18 protein-coding genes are annotated in these 23,631 nt (G+C 72.7%); 9 read left to right on the top strand and 9 right to left on the bottom strand.

Going from position 1 to position 23,631, the window contains the following annotated elements; all coding sequences use genetic code 11:
- Nucleotides 1-25: 25 nt before the first annotated feature.
- Complete coding sequence (locus H343_RS33865) at nucleotides 26-355, bottom strand: acyl-CoA dehydrogenase family protein (protein ID WP_486586777.1); 330 nt, start codon at nucleotides 353-355, stop codon at nucleotides 26-28.
- A gap of 555 nt (nucleotides 356-910) precedes the next feature.
- Between H343_RS33865 and H343_RS28820 the strand changes: the two genes are divergently transcribed.
- Nucleotides 911-1,735 carry an oxygenase MpaB family protein gene (locus H343_RS28820; protein WP_486586796.1) on the top strand — a complete coding sequence of 275 codons (825 nt, stop codon included), beginning with the start codon at nucleotides 911-913 and terminating at the stop codon, nucleotides 1,733-1,735.
- Between the two features lie 200 nt (nucleotides 1,736-1,935).
- Entirely contained in the window at nucleotides 1,936-2,721 is a 786-nt protein-coding gene (locus tag H343_RS0104090) for a VOC family protein (protein ID WP_028430092.1), read from the top strand.
- Nucleotides 2,722-2,838: 117 nt separating this feature from the next.
- Here H343_RS0104090 and H343_RS0104085 read toward each other — a convergent pair whose 3' ends face one another.
- Both H343_RS0104085 and H343_RS0104080 read right to left on the bottom strand, forming a co-directional pair.
- Nucleotides 2,839-4,323, bottom strand: a complete 1,485-nt coding sequence (locus tag H343_RS0104085; protein ID WP_028430091.1) for a M1 family metallopeptidase — start codon at nucleotides 4,321-4,323, stop codon at nucleotides 2,839-2,841.
- Between the two features lie 81 nt (nucleotides 4,324-4,404).
- Nucleotides 4,405-5,319 carry an FAD-dependent oxidoreductase gene (locus H343_RS0104080; RefSeq protein ID WP_028430090.1) on the bottom strand — a complete coding sequence of 305 codons (915 nt, stop codon included), beginning with the start codon at nucleotides 5,317-5,319 and terminating at the stop codon, nucleotides 4,405-4,407.
- 148 nt (nucleotides 5,320-5,467) lie between these two features.
- On the opposite strand from H343_RS0104080, the gene H343_RS0104075 reads away from it, so the two are divergent.
- Nucleotides 5,468-8,968 carry a hypothetical protein gene (locus H343_RS0104075; RefSeq protein ID WP_037902301.1) on the top strand — a complete coding sequence of 1,167 codons (3,501 nt, stop codon included), beginning with the start codon at nucleotides 5,468-5,470 and terminating at the stop codon, nucleotides 8,966-8,968.
- Between the two features lie 53 nt (nucleotides 8,969-9,021).
- Complete coding sequence (locus tag H343_RS0104070; protein WP_028430088.1) at nucleotides 9,022-10,662, top strand: ABC-F family ATP-binding cassette domain-containing protein; 1,641 nt, start codon at nucleotides 9,022-9,024, stop codon at nucleotides 10,660-10,662.
- A 117-nt stretch (nucleotides 10,663-10,779) separates the two neighbouring features.
- On the opposite strand, the gene H343_RS0104065 is transcribed toward H343_RS0104070, so the two are convergent.
- The 3 genes from H343_RS0104065 to H343_RS0104055 form a co-directional block, all read right to left on the bottom strand.
- Nucleotides 10,780-13,269, bottom strand: a complete 2,490-nt coding sequence (locus H343_RS0104065; protein ID WP_028430087.1) for a Tex family protein — start codon at nucleotides 13,267-13,269, stop codon at nucleotides 10,780-10,782.
- Between the two features lie 212 nt (nucleotides 13,270-13,481).
- Nucleotides 13,482-14,345, bottom strand: coding sequence for an SCO6745 family protein (locus H343_RS0104060; RefSeq protein WP_028430086.1), 864 nt, complete (start codon nucleotides 14,343-14,345; stop codon nucleotides 13,482-13,484).
- Between the two features lie 127 nt (nucleotides 14,346-14,472).
- Nucleotides 14,473-15,240 (bottom strand): enoyl-CoA hydratase/isomerase family protein, encoded by a 768-nt coding sequence (locus tag H343_RS0104055; protein WP_028430085.1) that lies wholly within the window; start codon nucleotides 15,238-15,240, stop codon nucleotides 14,473-14,475.
- Nucleotides 15,241-15,457: 217 nt separating this feature from the next.
- Between H343_RS0104055 and H343_RS0104050 the strand changes: the two genes are divergently transcribed.
- Nucleotides 15,458-15,982 (top strand): ATP-binding protein, encoded by a 525-nt coding sequence (locus H343_RS0104050; RefSeq protein ID WP_037902511.1) that lies wholly within the window; start codon nucleotides 15,458-15,460, stop codon nucleotides 15,980-15,982.
- Nucleotides 15,983-16,072: 90 nt separating this feature from the next.
- Here H343_RS0104050 and idi read toward each other — a convergent pair whose 3' ends face one another.
- From idi to galE, 3 genes are all read right to left on the bottom strand, one after another.
- Nucleotides 16,073-16,633 carry an isopentenyl-diphosphate Delta-isomerase gene (gene idi / locus H343_RS0104045; protein WP_078504992.1) on the bottom strand — a complete coding sequence of 187 codons (561 nt, stop codon included), beginning with the start codon at nucleotides 16,631-16,633 and terminating at the stop codon, nucleotides 16,073-16,075.
- Between the two features lie 50 nt (nucleotides 16,634-16,683).
- Nucleotides 16,684-17,619: a cation diffusion facilitator family transporter gene (locus tag H343_RS0104040; RefSeq protein ID WP_028430082.1), complete on the bottom strand. Its 936-nt coding sequence runs from the start codon at nucleotides 17,617-17,619 to the stop codon at nucleotides 16,684-16,686.
- A 233-nt stretch (nucleotides 17,620-17,852) separates the two neighbouring features.
- A complete protein-coding gene (gene galE / locus H343_RS0104035) occupies nucleotides 17,853-18,860 on the bottom strand; it encodes a UDP-glucose 4-epimerase GalE (protein WP_028430081.1) in 1,008 nt (335 codons plus the stop codon).
- A 299-nt stretch (nucleotides 18,861-19,159) separates the two neighbouring features.
- On the opposite strand from galE, the gene H343_RS0104030 reads away from it, so the two are divergent.
- Genes H343_RS0104030 through H343_RS0104015 form a run of 4 tightly spaced genes read left to right on the top strand, consistent with a single transcriptional unit; the run spans nucleotide 19,160 to nucleotide 23,619 of the window.
- Entirely contained in the window at nucleotides 19,160-21,058 is a 1,899-nt protein-coding gene (locus tag H343_RS0104030) for a DUF5941 domain-containing protein (RefSeq protein WP_028430080.1), read from the top strand.
- Entirely contained in the window at nucleotides 21,055-21,807 is a 753-nt protein-coding gene (locus tag H343_RS0104025) for a phosphocholine cytidylyltransferase family protein (protein ID WP_028430079.1), read from the top strand. The genes H343_RS0104030 and H343_RS0104025 overlap by 4 nt, the downstream gene beginning before the upstream one ends.
- Nucleotides 21,795-22,856 (top strand): iron-containing alcohol dehydrogenase family protein, encoded by a 1,062-nt coding sequence (locus H343_RS0104020; protein ID WP_028430078.1) that lies wholly within the window; start codon nucleotides 21,795-21,797, stop codon nucleotides 22,854-22,856. The genes H343_RS0104025 and H343_RS0104020 overlap by 13 nt, the downstream gene beginning before the upstream one ends.
- Nucleotides 22,834-23,619 carry a CDP-alcohol phosphatidyltransferase family protein gene (locus H343_RS0104015; protein WP_199778870.1) on the top strand — a complete coding sequence of 262 codons (786 nt, stop codon included), beginning with the start codon at nucleotides 22,834-22,836 and terminating at the stop codon, nucleotides 23,617-23,619. The genes H343_RS0104020 and H343_RS0104015 overlap by 23 nt, the downstream gene beginning before the upstream one ends.
- Nucleotides 23,620-23,631 lie beyond the last annotated feature (12 nt).

The raw sequence follows: 23,631 nt of genomic DNA, 5'->3' as shown, positions 1-23,631 counted from the left end.
CGCACCAATATAGGGGAGTGACCGATCATTTAAAGCCGCAGGCCGAAAAACGACTGATCAAAGGACCACCCACATCCGGCTGTTCGGATCCGCTCCCTGGCCGGGGACGGTGTCCGGGAGCGCAACTCCCGCCGACGACGTCCCGTCGGGCCTCACTCGTACCCCCGTGGGCGGTGGAGACCACCGCGGTTCGCGAATGCCGTTCCATGTCGTATTCGGCCGCATTGCCGTAACCGCCCATCATTTGCATGCCTTCCGAGGCGGCGTGCTTGGCCAGTTCTCCTGTGTTCAGTCTGGCCACTGATGCCTCGCGTGGGAAGAGCCTGGCCGGCTCCGCATCGCACCGGCAGCACACCGTTCGGCAATGTCGAGCGGCATTCGAGCGGCATTCGAGAGGCAGGGGCCGAGGCCACTCCAACTCCGTGGCCGGACGGGCGAGTCGGTGACGCGGCCGCGTTCGACATCTCGCCCCACGGGACGGCCTCGGCCGCGCGGTCGCCTCCCTCGCCGCCGAGGTGGCCGTCCACCAGCAGGGCCACCCTGCCCACTCGCTGCGCCACCGGAGGCGTCAGCGTGCGTGACGGGCCCCGGCCAGGCGGATCACCGCGGCGGCCCTTTGCTGTGTGCGTCGCGTGCGTCCTGCCGGGTCCCGCCGGCCGGGACCTGGTGGCGGCGGCCGGTTCCTCCGTACGGGCCGGGAGCGGCGCACAGGGGCGTCGGCCGGGAGGATGCGGGTTGCCCTGCGGACCGCTGGAGGGGAGCGCGCAGGGCTGGGTGCCGAACGGTCCGGTCACCCGGGCGCACGGAGAGGGCCGGGAGCATCATGAACAAGGTGAGCAGCGAGAGCAGCGAGAACAGCGAGAGCGGCCGCACCGTCCGCGAGGGGCCGCAGCCGCCCCCTCCGGGCGGCATGCTGTGGGACCTGGCGGGCGAGATCCGGATGCTGCTGACACTGCCGGCGGCGCTGACCATGCAGGTCGCGCACCCGGCCGTCAGCGCCGGGGTCGACGACTACTCCGTCTTCCGAACCGACCCGTGGGGCCGCGGCGAGCGTTCGCTGAGAAGCGTGCAACTGTGGGTGTACGGCGGTGAGAGGGCCGCCGAGGAGGGACGCCGCCTGCGCAGGCTGCACCGGACGATCGAGGGCGTCGACGCGCACGGCCGCCGGTACCACGCGCTGACCCCGGCCAACTACGCCTGGGTGCACGCCACCGGCTTCCCCGTCTACCGGCACGCCCAGCGCTACCTCGGAAGCCGCCCCTACACCCGGGACGAGGAGCGCCGGCTGTACGCGGAGTGGCTCCGGGTCGGCCGCGTCCTGGGCATCCACGAGAGTGACATGCCGCGGACCGTGGAGGAGTTCTGGCCGTACTACCGGCGGATGCTCTCCGAGGAGCTGGAGCACACGCTCGTCGTGGGGGAGCTGGTCGCCACCGACCGGCCCGTGCCGCCGCCCGACCGCGGTCCGCGCGCGGTGCGCCTCCTCGCTCGGCTGCTGTGGCCCGCGCTGCTGCCGCCCTTCGTCCGTTTCCGGCGCTTCGTCACCATCGGCATGATGCCTCCGGACGCGCGCGCCGCTCTCGCACTGCCCTGGACGCGGCGGCAGGAGCGCCGGCTGAGGCGGCTGTGCCGGCTGGTGCGCATGACCGTGCCACGGCTGCCGGAGCGGATGCGGTATCTGCCGACGGCGTACGAGGCCCGCAAGGCGTACCGGGAAGGCACGCGCGGCGGCTGAGGTCCGCGCCGGTCCGCACCGTCCTCGCGCCGGTCCGCGCCAGGTCCGGGCGCCGCTCCGTCACGGCGACGGCCGGACCCCGCGCCCGGGGACGCGGGTGAATTTCCCGGCGGGCACGGGCCGACGGCGGCGTGGCGGGAACCGCTGACCGCACGCCCCTCGGCACAGTGGCGGCACCGCGTACCGCTAAGGAGCCGTCCATGTCCGAGGTAACCGGCCGTTACGAACCAGGCGTCCCCTGCTGGGTCGATCTGATGGTCCCCGACCAGCAGGCGGCACTCGACTTCTACCGCGACCTGTTCGGCTGGCAGGCAGAAGCCGGGCCCCCGGAGACCGCCGGTTACACCGTCTGCACCCTGCACGGCAAGCCCGTGGCCGGCATCGGGTCCTCGGCATCCCCGGACGGAGGTCCCACCCCGCCGGCTGCGTGGACGGTGTATCTGGCCTCGGACGACGCCGAGGCCGCCACCCGGGCCGTCACGGAGAGGGGCGGCACCGTGATGGCACCGGCCATGGACGTGATGGACCTGGGCCGGATGGCCGTGGCCGCCGACCCCACGGGCGCCGTCTTCGGACTGTGGGAGGCCAGGAAGTTCACCGGCTCGCAGGTCGTCAACGAACACGGCGCCGTGATCTGGAGCGAACTCAACACCTCGGACGTGGAGACCGCCGGGACCTTCTACCCGGCCCTGGGCGTCGAGACCACCACGATGGAGGGCGCGCCGGGCTACTTCGCCCTCAACGCGGCCGGCCGGACGGTCGGCGGCATGCAGGGGCTGGAGAACTCGCCGCCCGGTACGCCCTCGCACTGGATGACGTACTTCGCCATCGACGACACCGACAGCACCGTCGACGCCCTGATCAGGGCGGGCGGCTCCGTGCTCGTGCCGCCCTTCGACATGATGGCGGGCCGTATGGCCGTCCTTCAGGACCCGCAGGGCGGCACCTTCGCCCTGATCAAGCCGGTCCCGCCGGGCAACGCCTGAGTCGTCTGCCCGGCCCGCTGGGCACTCACGGCCCGGCTCCCGCAGCGCGTCCTGCTCCGGGAGCCGGGCCGTACTCCGTCCCGGCCTGCCTGCGCGGCCGTCGGCGCGGGTGATCCGTCAGTGCGGGTGAGTGGTGTGAGCCCTGCCCAGTTCCTGCCACGACTCCGGCGGCGGCCGGCCGTCACCGCCGTGCCGCTTCGTGCCGGCCGTGGACTCACCGGGCTTGGAGGCAGTGAAGAGCCAGGTGTCGAAGAGCGGGGAGAGCGGCTTGCCGGAGACCTTCTCCGCGTAGCTCACGAAGTCACGCAACCGGGCGTTGCCGTGGGCGCGTTCGGTCGGCCAGCCCTTGAGCACGGCGAAGAAGTCCTCGTCGCCGATCTCGTTGCGCAGCGCCTGCACCGCCATCGCGCCACGGTCGTAGACCGCCCTGTGGAACTGGTTGTCCGGGCCGGGATCGCCCGGCTTCACCTTCCAGAACTCGTCGTCGGCGGGGTGGGAGTCGTAGACGTGGTCGGCCAGTTCCTGTGCCGTGCCCTCGCCCTCCTTCTCCGACCACAGCCACGACGCGTACGTGGCGAAGCCCTCGTTGAGCCAGATGTCCTGCCACCGCTCCAGGGACACGCTGTCGCCGTACCACTGGTGTGCGACCTCGTGTACGACGACGGAGACGTCCGAGCCCTTCTTGAAGCGCTCGTTGCCGTAGAAGGCCATGGTCTGCGTCTCCAGCGCGAAACCCACGCCTGTGTCGGGCACGAAGCCGCCGACGGAGCCGAACGGGTAGGGGCCGAAGACGCCCTCCAGCCAGTCGGTGATCTCGGCGGTGCGCTCGACGCTCGCGCGGGCCGCCCCGGCCTCGTCACCCAACTCCTCGCTGTAGGCGTTGACGACGGGGATGCCGCTCTCGGTGGTGCTCCCGGTCAGCTCGAACCTGCCCACGGCGAGCGTCGCGAGATAGGTGGCCTGCGGCTTGTCGGAACGCCAGTGGGAGCGGACCCACCCGCCCTCCGGGCGTTCGGAGACCAGCTTGCCGTTGCTGAGCGACTGGTAGCCCTCGGGCACGGAGACGCTGACGTCGAACGTCGCCTTGTCGCTGGGGTGGTCGTTGCCGGGGAACCACCACCACGCCGACTCGGGCTCGTTGGCGGCGACGGCACCGTCCGGAGTGCGGTGCCAGGAGGTGAAGCCGTCCACCTCGACCTTTGAGGGGACGCCCGCGTAGCGGACGACGACGGTGAAGTCCTCACCGTCGGCGAGCGGCCGGGACGGGGTCACCTCCACCTCGTGCGCGCCGGAGGTCTCCACCGCGGCCTTGCGGCCGTTGACGTGGACGGATTTCACATCGAGCGCGAAGTCCAGGTTGAAGCGGCTCAGTTCCTGGGTCGTCTCCGCGAGGAGCGTCGCCGTGCCCGTCAACTCGTCGGTCTTCGGACGGTACTTCAGACGCAGGTCGTAGTGGGAGACGTCGTAGCCGCCGTTGCCGTAGGCCGGATAGTAGGGGTCGCCGGCCCCGGGCGCGCCCGGCGAGGGCTCGGCGGCCGAGGCCGGGACAGCCAGCGTGAGGGCGGCCGCGACGGCGGCCGTGACGGTGGATCTGAGACGCACGAGTCCTCCAACTCCCTTGCGGGGCACGGCAGATGCCATTTCTTCCGCTGAAGGGTGTGTACTCCGCCCGCAGCCGTGTGTCTACGGCGCCTCCTGCGCTGCGTCCAGCAGCCGCACCGCTTCGAGCGCACAGCCCCAGGAGACCGTCACCCCCGCCCCGCCGTGCCCGTAATTGTGCACGCACAGGGCGCCGCCCGGCAGCCGCTCCGTCTCCAGCCGCACACTGGAGCGGTACGGGCGCAGCCCCACCCGCTCCTCGAGGACCCGGGCGCGGGCGAGTTCCGGGTGGATGCGGGCGCAGCGGCCCACGATGCCCTCGGTGACGGCCGGGTCGGGTGTGAGGTCCTCTGCGTCCTCCTCGGCGGTGCCGCCCAGCAGCAGCCCGTACGGCTGGGGGAGGACGTAGGCGGTCTCGGCGGCGTCCGGGCCCGGGGCGGCCAGGTGCCACTCCTCGATGCCGGGGTTGTCCACGACGACGATCTGGCCGCGCACCGGGCGCATGCCGGAGTCCCCGGCCAGTTCACGGGCGCCGAGCCCGCTGCAGTTGACGACGGTGGGGGCCAGGGCGGACGCCTCGGCCAGCGACGCCAGCTCGTGCTGCTCGCAGCGGCCGCCGGCAGCCGTCAACCGTCCCCGCAGATAAGGGAGATAGGTCCGCATGTCGACAAGGGGAGTGCGCGGCGGCGAGTCGACGAGCGACAGCCACTCCGGTGGCTCGCCGCCCGCCTCCGCAAGGCTGCCGCGCACCAGCCGCACCCCCGTCAGCGAGGGCGTCTCGGCCAGCCACGCGAAGTTGCGGAACGAGCGCAGCGCCCACTGGACGGCCCGTTCCCTCGGCTCGATGCGGTAGGGCCAGCACAGGCCGCCCGAGACCGCAGACGCGCTGCGCGAGTCGTCGCCGCGGGTCAGCACCCTTACGCCCAGGCCCCGTTCGGCCAGAAGCACGGCCGTCGTCAGTCCGGCCACGCCGCCGCCCACCACGATCACATCATCCATACCGCGACGCTACCGGCCGGAGCGCCGCACCCGCGCGGTGCCTGCGCGCGGACAACGGGGACCGTCCGGCCACGAAATACACTCACTTCCTGCACATCCCGCGGAGATCCCCTCGCACACCGCACGGTCAGCGGGCACAATCCCCGTCATGTCCCGTGCAGCCGCCACCGAACTCCTCGACGCACTCGACCCGCTCGCCCATCCCGAGCGCATGCGGCAGGTCGCCGCCAGGGCACGCAGCGCCGAACGGGAGGAGCTGGCAGGGCTGCTGGACGGACTCGAGCAGCACGGCATCCACGGTCAGCGGCTGGCGGTCGTGGCCGCCTGCGCCGGCGGGGCAAGCGATCACCTCGCCGCCCGCCTCGCCCACCCCGACGCCTTCATCCGCGGCCACGCCCAGCGCGCCGCCCTGCCGCCCTCCGGCGCCGTGAGCGACGACGCGCTGCTTGCGGCGCTGCACAACGCACCCGCCGCCGTCCGCGCCGAACTGCTGCGCACCATCGTGCGCGGCGGCCGCACCGGGCTCGCCGACGGGCTGATCGACGTGGTCCGCAACCGCTGGGGCGACGCCGAGGCCGCGCGGCTGCTGCCCGGGTGCGGCGGAGAGACGGTCCTGCGGCTGCTGCCGGGGCTCTTCCACGCGGTCACCTCCTGGCGGACGCTCGCCCGGCTGCACCCCGTCGCGCTGCTGGCCGAGGCCGAACGGCAGCTGGACGAACTGCCCCCGGTACTGCGCGAGGACTGGTGGCGGCGGTACGGACCGGGCATCGCCCGCACGGCCGCCGACAAGCCGCGGCGCATACTGGACCTGCTGGAGCGCCACCGCGAACGCGGCCCGCTCACGCCCGAGCTGTGGTTCCGGCTGGGGCAGCTGGTCGCCGCGGACCCCGCCCGTACGCTGCGGCTCCTCCTCGCACCCGAACAGGCAGGGGTGCTCGCCGAACGCGGGCTGCCTCCGTCCGTGCTGCGCCGCCTGGCGCAGGCGGCGCCCGCCGGGCTGGAGGAACTCGGGCGCGCCTGGAGCGTGTGCCCCGGCCGCTTCGCCGAGCTGCTGCGCGCGCTGCCGCCCAGCCGCCGCGCGGCCTTCTACGACGCCGTGACGGACGAGGAGGAGACCGCACGCGAAGTCCTCGACGAGGACGTGCTCGACGCGCTGCCGCACGGCCGCCGCGAGGACGAGGCCCGCCGCACGGCGCAGCGGGCACGCGAGCGCGAGGAGCACTGGACGGCCGTCATGTCCGCCCTGGCCCACCTGCCCGAGGAGGCCGCGCGCGAGGAGCTGGCCGCCGCGACCCGCCGTCCCGCGGCGGAGGACCGTGCCCGCGCATGGCCGCTGCTGATCCGTCACGCCGCCTGCACCGCCGCCCGCTACGGCGGTGACACCGCCCCCGTCACCGCCCTGCTCGCCGACATGGAGCGACTGCGCGACGAGCAGGACCCCGTACGGTGCGCCGCGCTCGCCGCCCTCGCGAAGCTGCCCCCCGGGCTGCTGAACGACGACGCCGCCGACCACCTCGACCGGGTCGCCACCGAGGCCATCCAGGCTGCCGACTCCTCGCCCGGGACGCGTGACGCCCTGGCCCGCCTGGCCCAGTCGCTGCTGCGCGAGCATGCCGCCGGCGCCGAACGCGGCCTGGTCGGCTGGGCGTTGCGCACGATCGTGCGGCTCTCGGGCAACACCGGCGGCGCCGACCTGGGACGCCTGGACCGTACGCTGCGGCACGGGCAGGAGCACGCCGTCCACGAGGCGCTGCGGTACTGGCTGGAGGCGGGCGCGGAGAACGTCGACCACGGCCTGACCTTCGCGCTCGCCCGCGCTGTGGGACGGCGCGCCGGAGGCATGGACGAACTGCAGGAACTGCTGCGCCAGGCCGTGCAGTTCGGCGACGAGGCCACAGCGCGCACCGCCGTGGAGCTGTGGCTGGCGGACCCGCGCACCCGCGACGGGCGCGCGGCGGATGTGCTCGCCTTCGACGCGTCCGCCGCCCTGCTGCCCGCCGTGTCACGGACGATCGCCCGCCGGCGCACCGACCTGCTCGACCCTGTGCTGGCCCCCACCCCTCCCTACGGGCGCTTCCTCGCCCCGGGCAGCCGCCGACCGCCGCTCCCCGTCGGCCGGGCCGCCGCCCGCTGGCTGCCGCGCCAGCACCGCGCCGCCCTGCAGGTGCTGGCGAAGGAGGTGGACGACGAGGCCGGCCCCATGCACCGGCGCGTGGCCGCACTGGCTCAGCTCGCCCACATTCCCGGTGAGGGCGCGCGAGAGCTGCGCATGTGGGTCAACGACGCCGTCGCGGACGAGGCCGAACTGGCGGAGGCCGCGCTGACCGCGCTCGTACGGACCGAACGGCCCGGCGAGGCGCTGCCCCTGCTGCTCGCGCACACCGGTGACAAGCGCGCCAGTGCCGCTGTCCCCGCGCTGGCGCGGGCCTGCCGCCACACCGCCCCGGCGCAGATGTCGGAGGTGCTGCGGGGGCTGCTGCTGCCCCGGCCGGGCGACGCCGAGGCGGCGGTGCCGGGGCAGGACCGGCCCGGCCAGCCCGATCAGCCTGGTGCACCCGGTGCACCGGACATCCCGTCGGGCGGCCCGGCGACCGCCGCCCGCAAGGAGGCCGTCCGGATCGCCGCGGAGTGCATGCCGCCCGCCGAGGCGGCCGAACTGCTGCTCGCCGCCTACGAATCGCCCGGACAGCACGAGGACGTACGTGCGGCGTGCGTCGCGTGCGCCCCCTCGCTCCTGGACGACGAACGGGCATGGAAGCTCGCCGAGTCGGCCGCCCGGGGCGAGCCCGTACTGCGTCACGCACTGCTGCGCATCTCCCCCCTGGAGCTGCCCGAGCGGCACCGCGAGCGTTACGCGAGCCTGGTGACCGGTCTGTGCGACGTCGAGGACCGGGAGGTCGCCGAAGCCGTCTACGCCTCGCTCGCGCCGTGGGCGCCGTGGGCGCCCGAGGCCGCGGACGTCCTCTCCGCCGCCGTGACGGACCTGTCCGACCGCGGTACCTGGAGGCAGGCCGCCGAGGGGCTGGTCGAGCTCGTCATCACCCTGCCCGAGACCGTCCAGACCCTGGACCGGGTCATGACCAGGCTCATCGAGGCCGACGCGGAGCCGGACACCCCCGACGCCCGGCCCGACCGGGACCGGCCCGCGCGGCGCCGCATCGAACACATCGCGCTCACCCTCGGCCGCGGGGCACGCGACCGCCGCGCCGCCCGGCACCCGGCCGGCCAGACGGGCGTACTGCTCGCCGCGCACGAGGAGCTGGTGCCGCTGGCGGCCCGCCTCCTCAGCACGGCCGTCCACCTGGACGCCGACGCCGAGACGCTCGGCAAGCAACTGCGGGGCATCGCCGGCCTGCACTCGCTCCGGCCGGGGCTGGCCTGGCGCACCGCCGACGAACTGCGCCGCTTCCTGCGACCCGTTCGCCGGCCGGGCAGCGAACGGGAACGGCTGCTGCCCGTGGCGCGTGACCTCGCCGCCGACGGCGGGCAGGCGAGCGGACTGCTGGCGGTGACGCTGGCCGACGCGGTCAACCAGGGCAGCGGCGGCTGGAGGGAACCCTGGCGGGAGTTCCTGCGCGAGGTGCGCCGCCACGACGTGCCCGACGTTCGCGCGTACGCGATGGAGGTGGCGACGGACGCCGGGGAGTGACCCGGCCGGAATTCACGGCACCCGCCCCCGGCACGGGCATACGATCGGCCGTTGTGCACGCCACTCTTGTCGCCAAGTCCCTCGCCGCCGGCCACGGTGAGCGGTCCCTCTTCGCCGGTCTCGACCTCGTCGTCGCGCCCGGAGACGTCGTCGGCCTCGTCGGGGCCAACGGCGCGGGCAAGTCCACCCTGCTGCGGATGCTCGCCGGCCTGGCGGAACCTCAGGAGGGGACCGTGACGCTCAGCCCGCCGGCCGCCACCGCGGGATTCCTGCCGCAGGAGCCGGAGCGCCGCCCCGGCGAGACCGTCGGCGGATTCCTCGCACGCCGAACGGGGGTCGCGGCGGCCCAGTCCGCCCTCGACGAGAGCACCCGTGCGCTCGAGGAAGGCCGTGCCGGAGCCGAGGACGCCTACTCGCTCGCACTCGAGCGCTGGCTGGCCCTGGGTGCCGCCGACCTCACGGAACGATCCGCGGAGGTCACCGGCCGGCTCGGACTGGACGCCGGCCCGGACCGTCCGATGAGTGCCCTGTCCGGCGGCCAGGCCGCACGGGCGTCACTCGCCTCCCTGCTGCTGAGCCGCTACGACGTCTTCCTGCTGGACGAGCCGACCAACGACCTGGACATGGACGGACTGCGCACCCTGGAGACGTTCGTCGGCGGCTTGCGGGCGGGCACCGTGGTGGTCAGCCACGACCGGGAGTTCCTGGCCCGCACCGTGGGCAGTGTCCTCGAACTCGACCTCGCACAGCAGCAGGTGCGCCACTACGGCGGCGGCTACTCCTCCTACCTCGACGAACGCGAGAGGGCCCGCAGGCACGCCCGCGAGGAGTACGAGGAGTACGACCGTCTCCGCCAAGGACTGGAGACCAGGGCCCGGCAGCAGCGCGGCTGGATGGACAAGGGCGTGCGCAACGCCCGGCGGAAGATGTCCGACAACGACAAGATCGGGCGCAACGCGCGGATCGAGACGACGGAGAAGCAGGCCGCCAAGGCCCGCCAGACGCAGCGGCTGATCGAACGGCTGGACGTGGTGGACGAGCCCCGCAAGGAGTGGGAGCTGCGCATGGAGATCGCGGCAGCACCGCGCTCCGGTTCGGTCGTCGCCACGCTGCGCGGCGCCGAAGTGCGGCGCGGCACCTTCCGGCTGGGCCCGGTGGACCTGCAGATCGACTGGCGCGACCGCGTCGCCGTCACGGGGCCGAACGGCGCGGGCAAGTCCACTCTGCTCGCCGCGCTGCTGGGCAGGCTGCCTCCCGACGCGGGTGCCGCCTCGCTGGGCGCGGGCGTCGTGGTGGGCGAGGTCGACCAGGCACGCGCGCTCTTCCACGGCGAGGAGGCCCTGGCCGAGGCGTTCCGCGACGCGTCGGGGCTGGAACCCGCCGACGTACGCACGCTGCTCGCCAAGTTCGGCCTCACCGCCCGCCACGTGCTGCGTCCCGCCGCGACCCTCTCGCCGGGCGAGAGGACCCGCGCGGCCCTGGCGCTGCTGCAGGGCCGGGGCGTGAACCTGCTCGTGCTGGACGAGCCGACGAACCACCTCGACCTGCCCGCCATCGAACAGCTCGAGTCGGCGCTGGCGTCCTACGAGGGCACACTGCTGCTCGTCACGCACGACCGCCGCATGCTGGAGGCCGTGCACACGACGCGCCGCGTCGAGGTGGCGGACGGCACCGTGACCGAACGCGAGGGCTGAGAGCGGACCGCGGGAGCCGGAGGCCGTCACCCGTGGGCGCCCGCGCCGCCCGCCGGTCACACGCGCGCGGGCCGCTCCCCCGGGGGCGCTCCCCCGGGGGAAGCGGCCCGCCGTCTCTCAGCGCTTGCCGTCCTCGCGCAGCAGACCCGCGCGGCGCAGGGCCTCGGCCATCTCGTTGTTGGCCGGAGCGGCGTCCCGGCGCTGCTGGCCGCCGCGCCCGCTGCCGCCCTGCTGCCTGCCACCGCCCTGCTTGCCCGAGCCCTGCCTGCCGCCGTCCTGCTTGTCCGGGCCCTGCCTGCCCGAGCCCTGACCCGGCGCACCCTGACGCGGACGGGGCGGCCGGTCCGCACCGCCCTTGCGGCGGCGTCCGCCGCCGGTTCCCCCGGCGTCCGTCCCGCCGCCCGTGCCCGGACCGCCGGAGGCGGCCTCGTCGTCCAGCCGGAGCGTCAGCGAGATCCGCTTCCGGGAGGCGTCGACCTCCCGCACCTTCACCTTCACGATGTCGCCCGGCTTGACCACGTCACGCGGGTCCTTCACGAAGGTCTTCGACATCGCGGAGACGTGCACCAGACCGTCCTGGTGGACCCCCACATCCACGAAGGCCCCGAACGCGGCGACGTTCGTGACGACGCCCTCCAGCACCATGCCCGGCTCCAGGTCGCCCAGCTTCTCCACGCCCTCCTTGAACGTCGCCGTGCGGAAAGCGGGACGCGGGTCGCGGCCGGGCTTCTCCAGCTCCCGGAGAATGTCGGTGACGGTGGGCAGGCCGACGGCCTCGTCCACGAAGTCCTTCGGGTCGAGAGAGCGCAGCAGCGTCGTGTTGCCGATGAGCGTGGGCACGTCCGTCGAGGCGGACTTCACCATCGTGCGCACCACCGGGTAGGACTCGGGGTGGACGCTGGAGGCGTCCAGCGGGTCCTCGCCCTCCCGGATGCGCAGGAAGCCCGCGCACTGCTCGTACGCCTTGGGGCCCAGGCGTGCCACGTCCTTCAGCTCGCGGCGGCTCTTGAACGGGCCGTTGCCGTCGCGGTGGGCGACGATGTTCTCCGCGAGGACCGTTCCGATACCGGAGACGCGGGAGAGCAGGGGTGCCGAGGCGGTGTTGACGTCGACACCGACGCCGTTGACGCAGTCCTCCACGACGGCGTCCAGCGAGCGGGAGAGCTTCACCTCCGACAGGTCGTGCTGGTACTGGCCGACACCGATCGACTTCGGGTCGATCTTGACCAGTTCGGCGAGCGGGTCCTGCAGCCGCCGGGCGATGGAGACCGCTCCGCGCAGGGAGACGTCCAGCGTGGGAAGCTCCTGCGAGGCGAAGGCCGAGGCGGAGTAGACGGAGGCGCCCGCCTCGGAGACCATGACCTTCGTCAGCTTCAGCCCGGGCTGCTGCGCGATCAGTTCGGCGGCGAGCTTGTCCGTCTCGCGGGAGGCCGTGCCGTTGCCGATCGCGATCAGCTCCACGGAGTGTTCCCGCGCCAGCGTGGCGAGCTTCGCCAGCGCCTCGTCCCACTGCTTCTGCGGAGCGTGCGGGTAGACGGTGTCCGTGGCGGCGACCTTGCCCGTCGCGTCGACGACGGCGACCTTCACGCCCGTGCGCAGGCCCGGGTCCAGCCCCAGGGTGGCGCGGGTGCCGGCGGGAGCGGCGAGCAGGAGGTCCCGCAGGTTCGAGGCGAAGACACCGACGGCCTCGTCCTCGGCCGCCGTGCGCAGCCGCAGCCTCAGGTCGAGCCCGAGACGCACCAGGATGCGGGTGCGCCAGGCCCAGCGCACCGTCTCGGTCAGCCATGCGTCACCGGGCCGGCCCTCGTCGCGAACGCCGAAGTGGTGGGCGATGGAGCGCTCGTAGGAGGTGGGCGCGGTCTCCGCCTCGCCCTCGGAGGCCTCCTCCGGCACCAGGGTCAGGTCGAGGTGCTCCTCCTTCTCGCCGCGCAGCATCGCCAGCACGCGGTGCGAGGGCAGCTCGGTGAAGGGCTCCGAGAAGTCGAAGTAGTCCTTGAACTTCGCTCCCTGCTCTTCTTTGCCCTCCCGCACGGTGGACGCGAGCCGGCCGCGCAGCCACATGCGCTCCCTCAACTCGCCGATGAGGTCCGCGTCTTCGCTGAACCGTTCGGCGAGGACGGCGCGGGCCCCCTCCAGCGCCGCGGCAGTGTCGGCGACGCCCTTGTCGGGGTCGACGAACGCGGCCGCGGCGGCATGCGGTTCGACGCCCGGGTCGCCGAGCAGTCCCTCGGCCAGCGGTTCGAGACCCGCCTCGCGGGCGATCTGGGCCTTGGTACGGCGCTTGGGCTTGAAGGGCAGGTAGATGTCCTCCAGGCGAGCCTTGGACTCGGCCGCCCGGATCTGCTGCTCCAGCTTCTCGTCGAGCTTGCCCTGCGACCGTACGGACTCCAGGACCGCTTCGCGCCGCTCCTCCAACTCCCGCAGATAGCGCAGGCGCTCCTCCAGGGAGCGCAGCTGCGCGTCGTCGAGCGTCTCGGTCGCTTCCTTGCGGTAGCGCGCGATGAAGGGCACGGTCGACCCGCCGTCGAGCAGCTCGACCGCGGCCATGACCTGCCGCTCCCGTACGCCGAGTTCCTCGGCGATCCTGCCTTCGATGGTCGTCGTCACGATCGTTGGTCCGCCTTCTTGGTGCTGGGTGTCCCCGGTGAGCCTGCATTGTGGCAGGTGGCACCGTCAGGCGGGCGCGCACACCGGGTCCGCGTCGGAAAGACTTCCGACGCGGACCCGGTGTGCGCCCGGCCCGCCTGTGTTCTGCCGCGGTCCTCGGCTCTGTGCGGGCCTGCGCTGTGCCGTGCCCGCCCGCTGTTCCGTACTTCCGCTCAGTTCCGGCCGAACAGGTCGTCGGGGAAGGCACCGGCTGCGGCGGCGGCCGCGGAGAACTCCGACGCCAGCTCTGTCAGCCGTTCCACACCCCGCTCGCCGAGGTGTTCGTAGGGCGCGCTGTCCAGCACATCGGTCCTGTTCTCCAGCTCCTTGCGCAGCGCGGTGCCCTCAGGGGTCAGCTCTCCCTCGGCGTCCATCAGCCCCCGCTCCCGCAGCCGGTCCTGGGCCCCGGCCCAGTCCTTCTGGTTGTAGCCGCGCGTGGTCAGCACCCACCTGGGTGCCATGCCGCGGCCGCTGGCGGTGTGGCTGGCCAGCGCCTCCAGCGGGTCGAGTCCGGCCTGGAGCAGGACGGAGATGTGCGCGTCGCCGCGGTGTTCGCGCAGCAGTGTCGCGGCGTGCCAGTACGCGAGATGCGGGGCGTCCGGCACGGGCAGGTCGGCGTTGGCCGAGTAGAGCGGCTTGCCGGGGCGGGTGCACGCCTCTGCGGCCTTCAGCGCGAGCTGTGCCGCCTCCGCCATCTGCGGTGAGGCCACGGCCTCCTCGCCCAGCAGTTCCCGCAGGAGGGCGTCCACCGCGCGCAGTCGTGCGGCCACGACCGTCGCCGGTGATGCGGAGTCCCACACCGCGGGCAGGGAGCGTGCGATGAGCGAGTGGCTGAAGTTGTAGAAGGTGGCGGTGACCGCTCCGGCACCCACCGCGCCGAGAGGAGCGGCGCGTCCCGCGAAGTAGACGGCGCTGGGGTCCTCGATGCCGTACGGGGCCAGCTCCTTGCCCAGCGCGGGGGAGAAGTACACGGCCGAGTGGATCGGGTTGACCATGTGGTGGCACCGTCGTGCGGCGCGCTCGGGGAGAGACGTCATGAGCACACGTTACCGGTAAGTAATACCAGGGAGGAGGGTCGCCCGCCGTGGGTTCACGTCCCTCTCACACTGTCTTGCGCCACCCCACACCGGTCCGCACTCTCTCCTCCCATGCCGCCCCGCCGCTTCACGGTGTCCATGTGAAGTGCGGCTGCCGCCGCTCCATGAAAGCCGCCACGCCCTCGGCGGCCTCGCCGCTCTCCCGTGCCGTGCGCTGCCAGTGGGCGACGCGCGCCTCGTCGCACCGCCCGTCGGCGAACTCCTTCGCCGCGGTCTGTGTGAGCTGTGAACGCGTGACCAGAGTCTGCGCGAAGTGCCGCACCCGCGCCTCCAGCGCCTCCGGCGGGTGCACCTCGTCCACCAGGCCGGTGCGCAGCGCGTTCTCGGCGTCGATCAACTCGCCCGAGAAGAGCAGGTACTTGGCCGTCGCCGGACCCACCAGCCGTACCAGCCGCCCGGTGGAGGAGGCCGGATAGACGATCCCGAGCTTCGCCGGGGTGATGCCGAACAGCGCGTCCCGCGCGGCGAAGCGCAGATCGCAGGCAGCGGCGAGCTGGGCGCCGCCGCCCACGCAGTGCCCCCGCACGGCCGCCAGCGTCGGCTTCGGAAAGGCGGCGAGCGCTTCCTCCGCGGCGACAGCCAGGCCCTGAGAGGTCTCGGGCGACTCGCGCAGCGTGGTGATGTCCGCGCCCGCGCAGAAGGTCGGCCCGGCGCCGGTGAGGACGAGCGCCCGCACGGTCCTCTCCCGGGCGAGCCGGGAGAGGACCGGCGGCATCTCGCGCCACATGGCGGGTGTCATGGCGTTGCGCCTGGCGGGGTTGTGGACGGTGAGTGTCGTCACGCCGTCGGCGTGCTCCGTAATCAGTGCGGGTTCCGCCGGCTGTGCTGGCTCCATGGGCGGATCGTAGCCCGGCGGTGGTGCCCGGTCGGGGGAGCGGTGGACGCAAGCTCGGTCAGAGAACCGTCCCGCGGGCAAGTCTTCTGTCAATTGCCATCGATAAGTGCCGACTTGCGGTCACTGCCGGGGATCAGGCCTCTGGCATACAACACTCGATGCACACGTACATGCACGTACATCTGCAAGAACGTCGGAGGAGAGCGGGGTGCTGGAGATGGACAGCCGCGGGAGCCATCCTCCCGGAGCACGCGGAGAGGCCCCTGTCGCGCTGCCGGTGAAGGAACGGGCCGAGGCGCCGCCCTGCGAGGGGACCTGGAGGTTCACGGCGCCCGCCCTGGACTCCTCCGTGCCGCAACTGCGGCACACCGTACGAGACCTCGTACGCCGCCAGGGCGTCGTGCCGGACGACATCCTGCAGAACCTGCTGCTGATCCTCTCCGAGCTGGCCACCAACTCCGTACGCCACGCTGCCCTGCTCTCACCGGAGATCGGCGTGGAGGTCCGCCTGCGGGGCGGCTGGCTGCGCGTCGCAGTCGAGGACAGCCACCCCTACAGGCCGAAGGCGCTGGAGGCCGACCCCGTTCAGGAGCAGACGGGCGGCCGGGGTCTGCTCCTGGTCAAGATGCTCACCTCGGAGGCGGGCGGCGTCTGCGACGTGGAACAGACCTGCGACGGCGGCAAGGTCGTCTGGGCGGAACTGCCGTTCCCCCTCATTCCCCGCCGGCTGCCCTCGGTCTGAGCGAGGGAGGCCTGAGCGAGGGTCGGAGCGAGGGAGGCCTGAGCGAGGGACCACGAGCGGCGCGCGGAGGCCGGCGGAGCGCCGCCGGGTTCACCAGCCCGCGGCCCCGCCGGTGACCTCGCCGGCTGCGGGACGCGCGGCGTCCAGGACCGTCATGAACCAGGCCGAGAAGGCTTCATCGCCGTGCTTGCGCTTCAGCTCCCCGGGGGTCACGAAGGCCACCTCGGCGATCTCCTCGGGGTCCGGGCGCACGGCGTCACGCACCAGCCCCGCGAAGAGATGGTTGTACTCCTGCTCCACCAGCCCCGAGGCCGGGTCCGGGTGGTTGTAGCGCACGGTGCCCGCCTCCCGCATCAGGCAGGGGGCCACGCCCAGCTCCTCACCCACGCGCCGCGCGGCGGCGGCGAAGGGCGTCTCGCCCGGGAAGGGGTGTCCGCAGCAGGTGTTGGACCACACACCGGGGGAGTGGTACTTGCCGAGGGCGCGGCGCTGCAGCAGCAGCCGGCCGGCGTCGTCGAAGAGGAAGACCGAGAAGGCGCGATGCAGCCGGCCCGGTGCCACATGGGCGGCGAGCTTCTCCGCGGTCCCGATCGTCTTCCCGTCCTCGTCGACCAGCTCGAGCATGATCGGGGCCGCTGCGCTGTTCGCCATGTCCATCCTTCGGTCGGGATCGCTCGGCAGTGGGCCCAGTCTGCCGCACCTCAGTGGCACAACTTCGCTTCGTGCGCAGCATGTCCGCGCGGCTCGAGCTGGAACGTGCAGTGCTCCACGTCGAAATGGTCACCGAGGCAGCACTGCAGGTCGTGCAGCACCCGCTCGTGACCGGCCGAGTCCAGCGCCTCCTGCGTGACCACGACGTGGGCCGAGAGCACCGGCATGCCGGAGGTGATCGTCCACACATGCAGATCGTGCAGCCCGACGACGCCGTCCACCTCCAGGATGTGCACGCGTACCTCGGCCAGATTCACGTCCTTCGGCGCCGACTCCAGCAGTACGTCCAGGGCCTCGCGCGCCAGCCTGAGCGTCCGCGGGACGATCATCGCGCCGATGACCAGGGACGCGATCGGGTCCGCGGGCAGCCAGCCCGTCGTGGTGACGACCGCGGCCGAGATCAGCACGGCCAGCGAGCCCAGGGCGTCGGCGAGCACCTCCAGGAACGCGCCGCGCACGTTGATGCTCTCCTTCTGGCCGCGCAGCAGCAGGGAGAGCGAGATGACGTTCGCCACCAGACCGACGGCGCCGAAGACCAGGGTGAGACCACCGTCGGTCGGTGCCGGATCGATGAAGCGTTCGACCGACTCGAAGAGGATGAACCCGCCGACGCCGAGCAGCAGCACACAGTTGGCGAGCGCGGCGAGGATCTCCGCGCGGGCGAAGCCGAACGTGCGCCGCTCGGTCGCGGGCCGGTTGGCGAAGTGGATGGCCAGCAGGGCCATGCCCAGCCCGAGCGCGTCGGTGGCCATGTGGCCCGCGTCGGCCAGCAGCGCCAGCGAATCGGCGAGCAGCCCGCCGACGACCTGGATGACGAGCACGGTGAGCGTGATGCACAGCGCGATCCGCAGCCGCTTGCGGTACGCGGCGGCAGCGGTGCCGCCCGCCTGCGGAGACGGCCCCGCGTGATCGTGCCCTGCACCCATCGCTGCAAGCCTCCCGAGTCGGCCGTACCGCCCTGCGCACAGGCCCCTGTGACGGCGCTCCGCGCCCGGCGGCCCGCCCTGGCAGGGCCAAGTCAACTACGCCCGGTGGGCAGGTGCAACGCGACGCTGAACACCGTTGTCATGTGCTGTGACCTGGGGTTTTCCGTCTGCCGGTTCCGGTGCCGGTTCCGAGTGGGTCACGGGCGGAACGGGGACGCGGCGGCGTCCCCGTCTCAGCGGGCCGCCGGGTGCTGCAGACACCAGCCCTCCCAGGCGGAGGTGAGCATCTCCCGCACGCCGTGCCGCGCCGTCCAGCCCAGCTCCTTGGCCGCCAGATCCGCCGAGGCGACCACACGCGCCGGGTCGCCGGCCCGCCGCGGTGCGACGCGGGCGGCAAGTTCGCGGTGCCCGGTGACCTCGGCGGTCAGATCGGCCAGCTCCCGTACGGAGACGCCCCTGCCCGTGCCGATGTTCAAGGTCAGGTCGGCGCCGGCGGCCGTGTCGTCCCCGGCGTCTCCCGTGCCGAGCCGGCGCGCGGCGGCGAGGTGCGCGCCGGCCAGATCCTCGACGTGGACGTAGTCCCGTACGCACGTGCCGTCCGGCGTCGGATAGTCGTCGCCGAAGATCAGCGGGGCCTCCCCGCGGGTGAGCGCGTCGAAGAACATCGGGACGATGTTGAAGACCCCGGTGTCCGCCAGTTCGGGCTCCGCGGCGCCGGCCACGTTGAAGTAGCGCAGACAGGCCGTGGCGAGCCCGGCCGCCCGTCCGGTGGCGCGGACCAGCCACTCACCGGCCAGCTTCGTCTCGCCGTAGGGATTGACGGGCACGCACGGAGTGTCCTCCGTCACGAGTTCGACGTCCGGTGTGCCGTAGACCGCGGCGGAGGAGGAGAAGACGAAGCGTCGCACGCCCGCCGCGACGACGGACTCCAGCAGCACCGTCAGCCCGTGCACGTTCTGCCGGTAGTAGCGCAGCGGCTGCTCGACCGACTCGCCGACCTGCTTGCCGGCGGCGAGATGCACCACACCCGTGACGCCGTGCGCGGCGAGCGTACGGTCCAGCAGCTCCCGGTCCAGAACTGATCCGCGCACCAGTTCGGGCTGCCCCGGCAGACGCTCCAGCCGCTTCGGAACCCCCGCCGAGAGATCGTCCAGCACGACCACCCGCTCACCGGCCTCCAGCATCGTCCGCGCGACATGCGCCCCGATGTATCCCGCCCCACCTGTGATCAACCACGTCATATGCGGCACCCTATCCGCCGCCGGCGGCGCTCCCGCGGGACGAGCGACGCCTACCGCGCCCCATGGGGCGCCGGCGCGGACGGCCCCGCATTTGTCGCCCCGCTCAAGATCGACCATGCTGTCCCCCCGGCGGGGCAACACCCGGCCGGTGAACGCGCGATGAAAGCCCGCCCGTTCGATCCGATAGCCTCTGCCGGACGTGCTGCCCGCCCCCGAACGGGCGATGGCGCACCCTGACCGCTGCCCGGCCTCGCACGGCCGGAAGCCGCGCTGCGTCCGCTTCCAAGGAGTGAGTTCGACTGTCGACCGCCATCCTCACCGGTCCGCCGGTGGCCGGTTCGCCGCTGGAGAGAGACCTGCGGTCGCTGGGCTTCGACGTACGCGTCGCCGCGGACGACGGTCATGTCGCCGGCGAAGTGGCCGGTGTCCCGGCCGCCGCGCGGGTCGCGCTCGTCGACCCGCGCTTCGTCGGCCACCTGCACAGCCTCCGGCTCGCACTCACCGACCCCCGCTTCCCCGCGGGCGCGGTTCCCGGTGCCCTGACGGTCAAGCCCGAGGCGCGCGGCGCGCTCGTACGCGCCCTCGGCGACTCCCGGCGCACCTCTTCGGAGGGCTCGCCGGAACCGCACGAGGCACGGGAGCCGGGTGACGCCGCCGTCGACGCGCCCGCGCGCACCCTCTCCCTGCCCGACACGCTCGCCGCCGCCCTCGACGCGGACGGCGTGAACGTGCACCGCCCCGAACTGGGCACGCTCGTCGCCTCCGTCCCCGCGGACGAGGAGGCCGGCGCCGGCGCCCGTGCCGCCGTGGACGGCGTGGACGACGAGGCCGTACGGCTGCGCAGCGCGGTCAAGGCGCGGGACGGCTTCTTCACCACCTTCTGCGTCAGCCCCTACTCCCGCTACATCGCACGCTGGTGCGCACGCCGGGGCCTTACCCCGAACCAGGTCACCACCGCCTCGCTGATCACCGCGCTCGTCGCGGCGGCGTGCGCGGCCACCGGCGAGCGCGCCGGGTTCGCCGCCGCGGGAGCGCTGCTGATCGCTTCCTTCGTCCTCGACGCGACCGACGGCCAGCTCGCCCGCTACGACCTGCAGTACTCCACTCTCGGCGCGTGGCTGGACGCCACCTTCGACCGTGCCAAGGAGTACGCCTACTACGCGGGCCTCGCTCTGGGCGCTGCCCGCGGCGGCGACGACGTATGGGCGCTGGCCCTCGGTGCGATGGTGCTGCAGACGGCCCGGCACGTCGTCGACTTCTCCTTCAACGAGGCAAACCACGACGCCCGGGCCAACACCAGCCCCACCGCCGCGCTCTCCAGCAAGCTCGACAGTGTGGGATGGACCGTGTGGCTGCGCCGCATGGTCGTGCTGCCGATCGGCGAGCGCTGGGCCCTGATCGCCGTCCTCACCGCGTTCACCACGCCCCGCATCACCCTCGTGGTGCTGCTCGTCGGCTGTGCCCTCGCCGCCTGCTACACCACCGCGGGCCGGGTGCTGCGCTCCCTGACCAGGAGGGCGGAGCGCACCGACCGCGCCGCGCGTGCGCTGGCCGACCTCGCGGACAGCGGCCCCCTCGCGGAGGGCTGTGCGGCAGTGGCCCGCCGGGCGGGGCTGCGTCTGCCCGGCTTCGGCCGCCCGGCCCTCGCGCTGGCCGGTACGGCCGTGCTGCTGGCCACCGCGCTGTGGACGCCGGCCGGCAGCGTCTGGCCGTTCCTGGCCGCTCTGTTCTACGTCCTGACCTCGGGGGCGGCCGTCACGGGTCCCCTGCGGGGCGCCCTGGACTGGCTCGTACCGCCCTTCTTCCGTACCGCCGAATACGTGCTCGTCCTCGTCCTGGCCGCACACGCGGACCAAGAGGGGGTGAACGCAGCCCTGCCCGCCGCTTTCGGGCTGGTGGCGGCGGTCGCCTACCATCACTACGACACGGTGTACCGCATCCGCGGCGGCACCGGAGCGCCTCCGCACTGGCTTGTGCGGGCGATCGGGGGCCATGAAGGACGGGCCCTGGCCGTCGCTCTCGCCGCAGTCCTGTGGCTGGGCGGGGAAGGCGGCAGCCCGGAGCAAGGGCAAGGTTTCACCATCGCGCTGACCACGCTCGCCGTGGCCATCGCGGCCGTGGTGCTCGCCGAGAGCATCCGCTTCTGGGTGTCCTCCAAAGCACCCGCCGTACACGACGAAACAGGAGAACCCGCATGATCGGCCTCGTGCTGGCAGCCGGCGCCGGAAGGCGTCTGCGCCCCTACACCGACACCCTCCCGAAGGCCCTCGTGCCGGTGGGTCCCGAGGGCGACGAAGAGTCCCAGACGGTTCTCGACATCGCCCTCGCCAACTTCGCCGCCGTCGGTCTGACCGACGTCGCCGTCGTCGTCGGCTACCGCAAGGAGGCCGTGTACGAGCGCAAGGAGGCCCTGGAGCGCAAGCACGGGGTCACGCTCACCCTCGTCGACAACGACAAGGCCGAGGAGTGGAACAACGCCTACTCCCTGTGGTGCGCCCGCGACGTCATCAAGCAGGGCGCCCTGCTGGCCAACGGCGACACCGTCCACCCCGTCTCCGTCGAGAAGACCCTCCTCGACGCCCGCGGCGAGGGCAGGAAGATCATCCTCGCCCTCGACACGGTGAAGGACCTCGCCGACGAGGAGATGAAGGTCGTCACCGACCCGGAGAAGGGCGTCCAACAGATCACCAAGCTGATGGACCCGGCCACCGCGAGCGGCGAGTACATCGGACTCACCCTCATCGAGCCGGAGGCCGCCGAGGAGCTCGCCGACGCGCTGAAGACCACCTTCGAGCGCGACCCGCAGCTCTACTACGAGGACGGCTACCAGGAGCTCGTCAACCGCGGATTCAAGATCGACATTGCGCCCATCGGCGACGTGAAGTGGGTCGAGATCGACAACCACGACGACCTCGCCAAGGGCCGGGAGATCGCATGCCAGTACTGACCCGCCTCATCCCGTCGCCCGTCGTCGTCGACATCAGCCGCGGCGCCCTGGACGACCTGGCGGGCCTGCTGGCCGATCAGCGGATCTCCTCCAACGGCAGGCTCGCCTTCGCCATCAGCGGCGGCTCGGGCGCTGCCCTGCGCGAGCGCTTCGCCCCCGCCCTGCCCAGCGCCGACTGGTACGAGGTGGGCGGTGGCACCATCGACGACGCCATCAAGCTCGCGGACGCCATGAAGTCCGGGCGCTACGACGCGGTCGTCGGCCTCGGCGGCGGCAAGATCATCGACTGTGCGAAGTTCGCGGCTGCCCGCATCGGCCTGCCGTTGGTGGCCGTGGCCACCAACCTCTCGCACGATGGCCTGTGTTCACCGGTCGCCACTCTCGACAACGACGCGGGCCGCGGCTCCTACGGCGTGCCCAACCCGATCGCCGTCGTCATCGACCTCGACGTCATCAGAGAGGCACCGGCCCGGTTCGTACGCTCCGGCATCGGTGACGCGGTCTCCAACATCTCGGCCGTACGCGACTGGGAACTGGCCCACACCGTGCGCGGCGAGGACATGGACGGGCTGGCCGCAGCCATCGCCCGCCAGGCAGGCGAGGCCGTGCTGCGGCATCCGGGCGGCGTCGGCGACGACGACTTCCTCCAGGTGCTGGCCGAAGGGCTGGTGCTCACCGGCATCTCGATGTCCGTCGCCGGTGACAGCCGCCCGGCGTCCGGCGCCTGCCACGAGATCAACCACGCCTTCGACCTGCTCTACCCCAAGCGTGCCGCGAGCCACGGCGAACAGTGCGGCCTGGGTGCCGCGTTCGCCACGTTCCTGCGCGGGGACCGGGAGATGTCGATGCTGATGGTCGAGGTGCTGCGGCGCCACGGCCTGCCCGTACTGCCCAGCGAAATCGGCTTCGACGAGGACGAGTTCGTGAAGGTGGTCGAGTACGCACCGGAGACCCGGCCCGGCCGCTACACCATCCTCGAGCACCTCGACCTGTCCGCCGACCAGATCAGGGACGCGTACCGCGACTATGCACAAGCCATCAGTAGCTGAACTCCGCCCCGTCGTTCACCCGGAGGGTGTGAAGGACAGGCGCAGCGGTGAGCACTGGGCCGGACGGCTCTACATGCGCGAGATCTCCCTGCGCTGCGACCCGTATCTGGTCAACACGCGGATCACGCCGAACCAGCTCACGCATCTGATGGTCGTCGCCGGCGTCCTGGCGGGTGCGGCACTTCTCGTGCCGGGCCTCGCCGGGGCGCTGATCGGCGCCCTTCTCATACAGCTGTACCTGCTGCTCGACTGCGTCGACGGCGAAGTGGCCCGCTGGCGCGGCCAGACCTCCATCACCGGGGTCTACCTGGACCGCGTCGGCCACTACCTCTCCGAGGCCGCGCTGCTGGTGGGCTTCGGTGTGCGGGCGGCCGACGTCTTCCACGCCGAGGGCGCCCAGTCGAACTGGATGTGGGCCTTCCTCGGCGCGGTCGCCGCTCTCGGCGCCATCCTGATCAAGGCCGAGACCGACCTCGTCGACGTCGCCCGCGCCCGCAGTGGCCTCAGCGCCGTGCAGGACGCGGCCGCCGTGCCACGCTCCTCGGGGCTGGCCCTGGCCCGCAGGGCGGCGGCTGCGCTGAAGTTCCACCGGCTCGTCGGCGGCGTCGAGGCGTCCCTGCTCATCCTCTTCGTCGCCGTGCTGGACATGGTCAGGGGCGACCTCTTCTTCACCCGCCTCGGGGTCGCCGTACTCGCGGGCATCGCCGTCGTCCAGACGCTGCTGCATCTGGTGTCCATCCTCGCCTCGAGCAGGCTGAAGTGAGGGAAGTGAAGG

The organism is Streptomyces sp. TAA204 (assembly GCF_000424965.1).
This window is presented reverse-complemented; position numbering and strand designations above follow the sequence as displayed.

What these genes read in the sequence shown, in the direction of transcription:
- H343_RS0104040 (WP_028430082.1), bottom strand. Translation starts at nt 17,619, where the DNA reads ATGGGTGCAGGGCACGATCACGCGGGGCCGTCTCCGCAGGCGGGCGGC.
- H343_RS0104015 (WP_199778870.1), top strand. Translation starts at nt 22,834, where the DNA reads ATGCACAAGCCATCAGTAGCTGAACTCCGCCCCGTCGTTCACCCGGAG.
- H343_RS0104050 (WP_037902511.1), top strand. Translation starts at nt 15,458, where the DNA reads ATGGACAGCCGCGGGAGCCATCCTCCCGGAGCACGCGGAGAGGCCCCT.
- H343_RS0104075 (WP_037902301.1), top strand. Translation starts at nt 5,468, where the DNA reads ATGTCCCGTGCAGCCGCCACCGAACTCCTCGACGCACTCGACCCGCTC.
- H343_RS0104090 (WP_028430092.1), top strand. Translation starts at nt 1,936, where the DNA reads ATGTCCGAGGTAACCGGCCGTTACGAACCAGGCGTCCCCTGCTGGGTC.
- H343_RS0104055 (WP_028430085.1), bottom strand. Translation starts at nt 15,240, where the DNA reads ATGGAGCCAGCACAGCCGGCGGAACCCGCACTGATTACGGAGCACGCC.
- H343_RS28820 (WP_486586796.1), top strand. Translation starts at nt 911, where the DNA reads ATGCTGTGGGACCTGGCGGGCGAGATCCGGATGCTGCTGACACTGCCG.
- H343_RS0104020 (WP_028430078.1), top strand. Translation starts at nt 21,795, where the DNA reads ATGCCAGTACTGACCCGCCTCATCCCGTCGCCCGTCGTCGTCGACATC.
- H343_RS0104060 (WP_028430086.1), bottom strand. Translation starts at nt 14,345, where the DNA reads ATGACGTCTCTCCCCGAGCGCGCCGCACGACGGTGCCACCACATGGTC.
- idi (WP_078504992.1), bottom strand. Translation starts at nt 16,633, where the DNA reads ATGGCGAACAGCGCAGCGGCCCCGATCATGCTCGAGCTGGTCGACGAG.
- H343_RS0104025 (WP_028430079.1), top strand. Translation starts at nt 21,055, where the DNA reads ATGATCGGCCTCGTGCTGGCAGCCGGCGCCGGAAGGCGTCTGCGCCCC.
- galE (WP_028430081.1), bottom strand. Translation starts at nt 18,860, where the DNA reads ATGACGTGGTTGATCACAGGTGGGGCGGGATACATCGGGGCGCATGTC.
- H343_RS0104080 (WP_028430090.1), bottom strand. Translation starts at nt 5,319, where the DNA reads ATGGATGATGTGATCGTGGTGGGCGGCGGCGTGGCCGGACTGACGACG.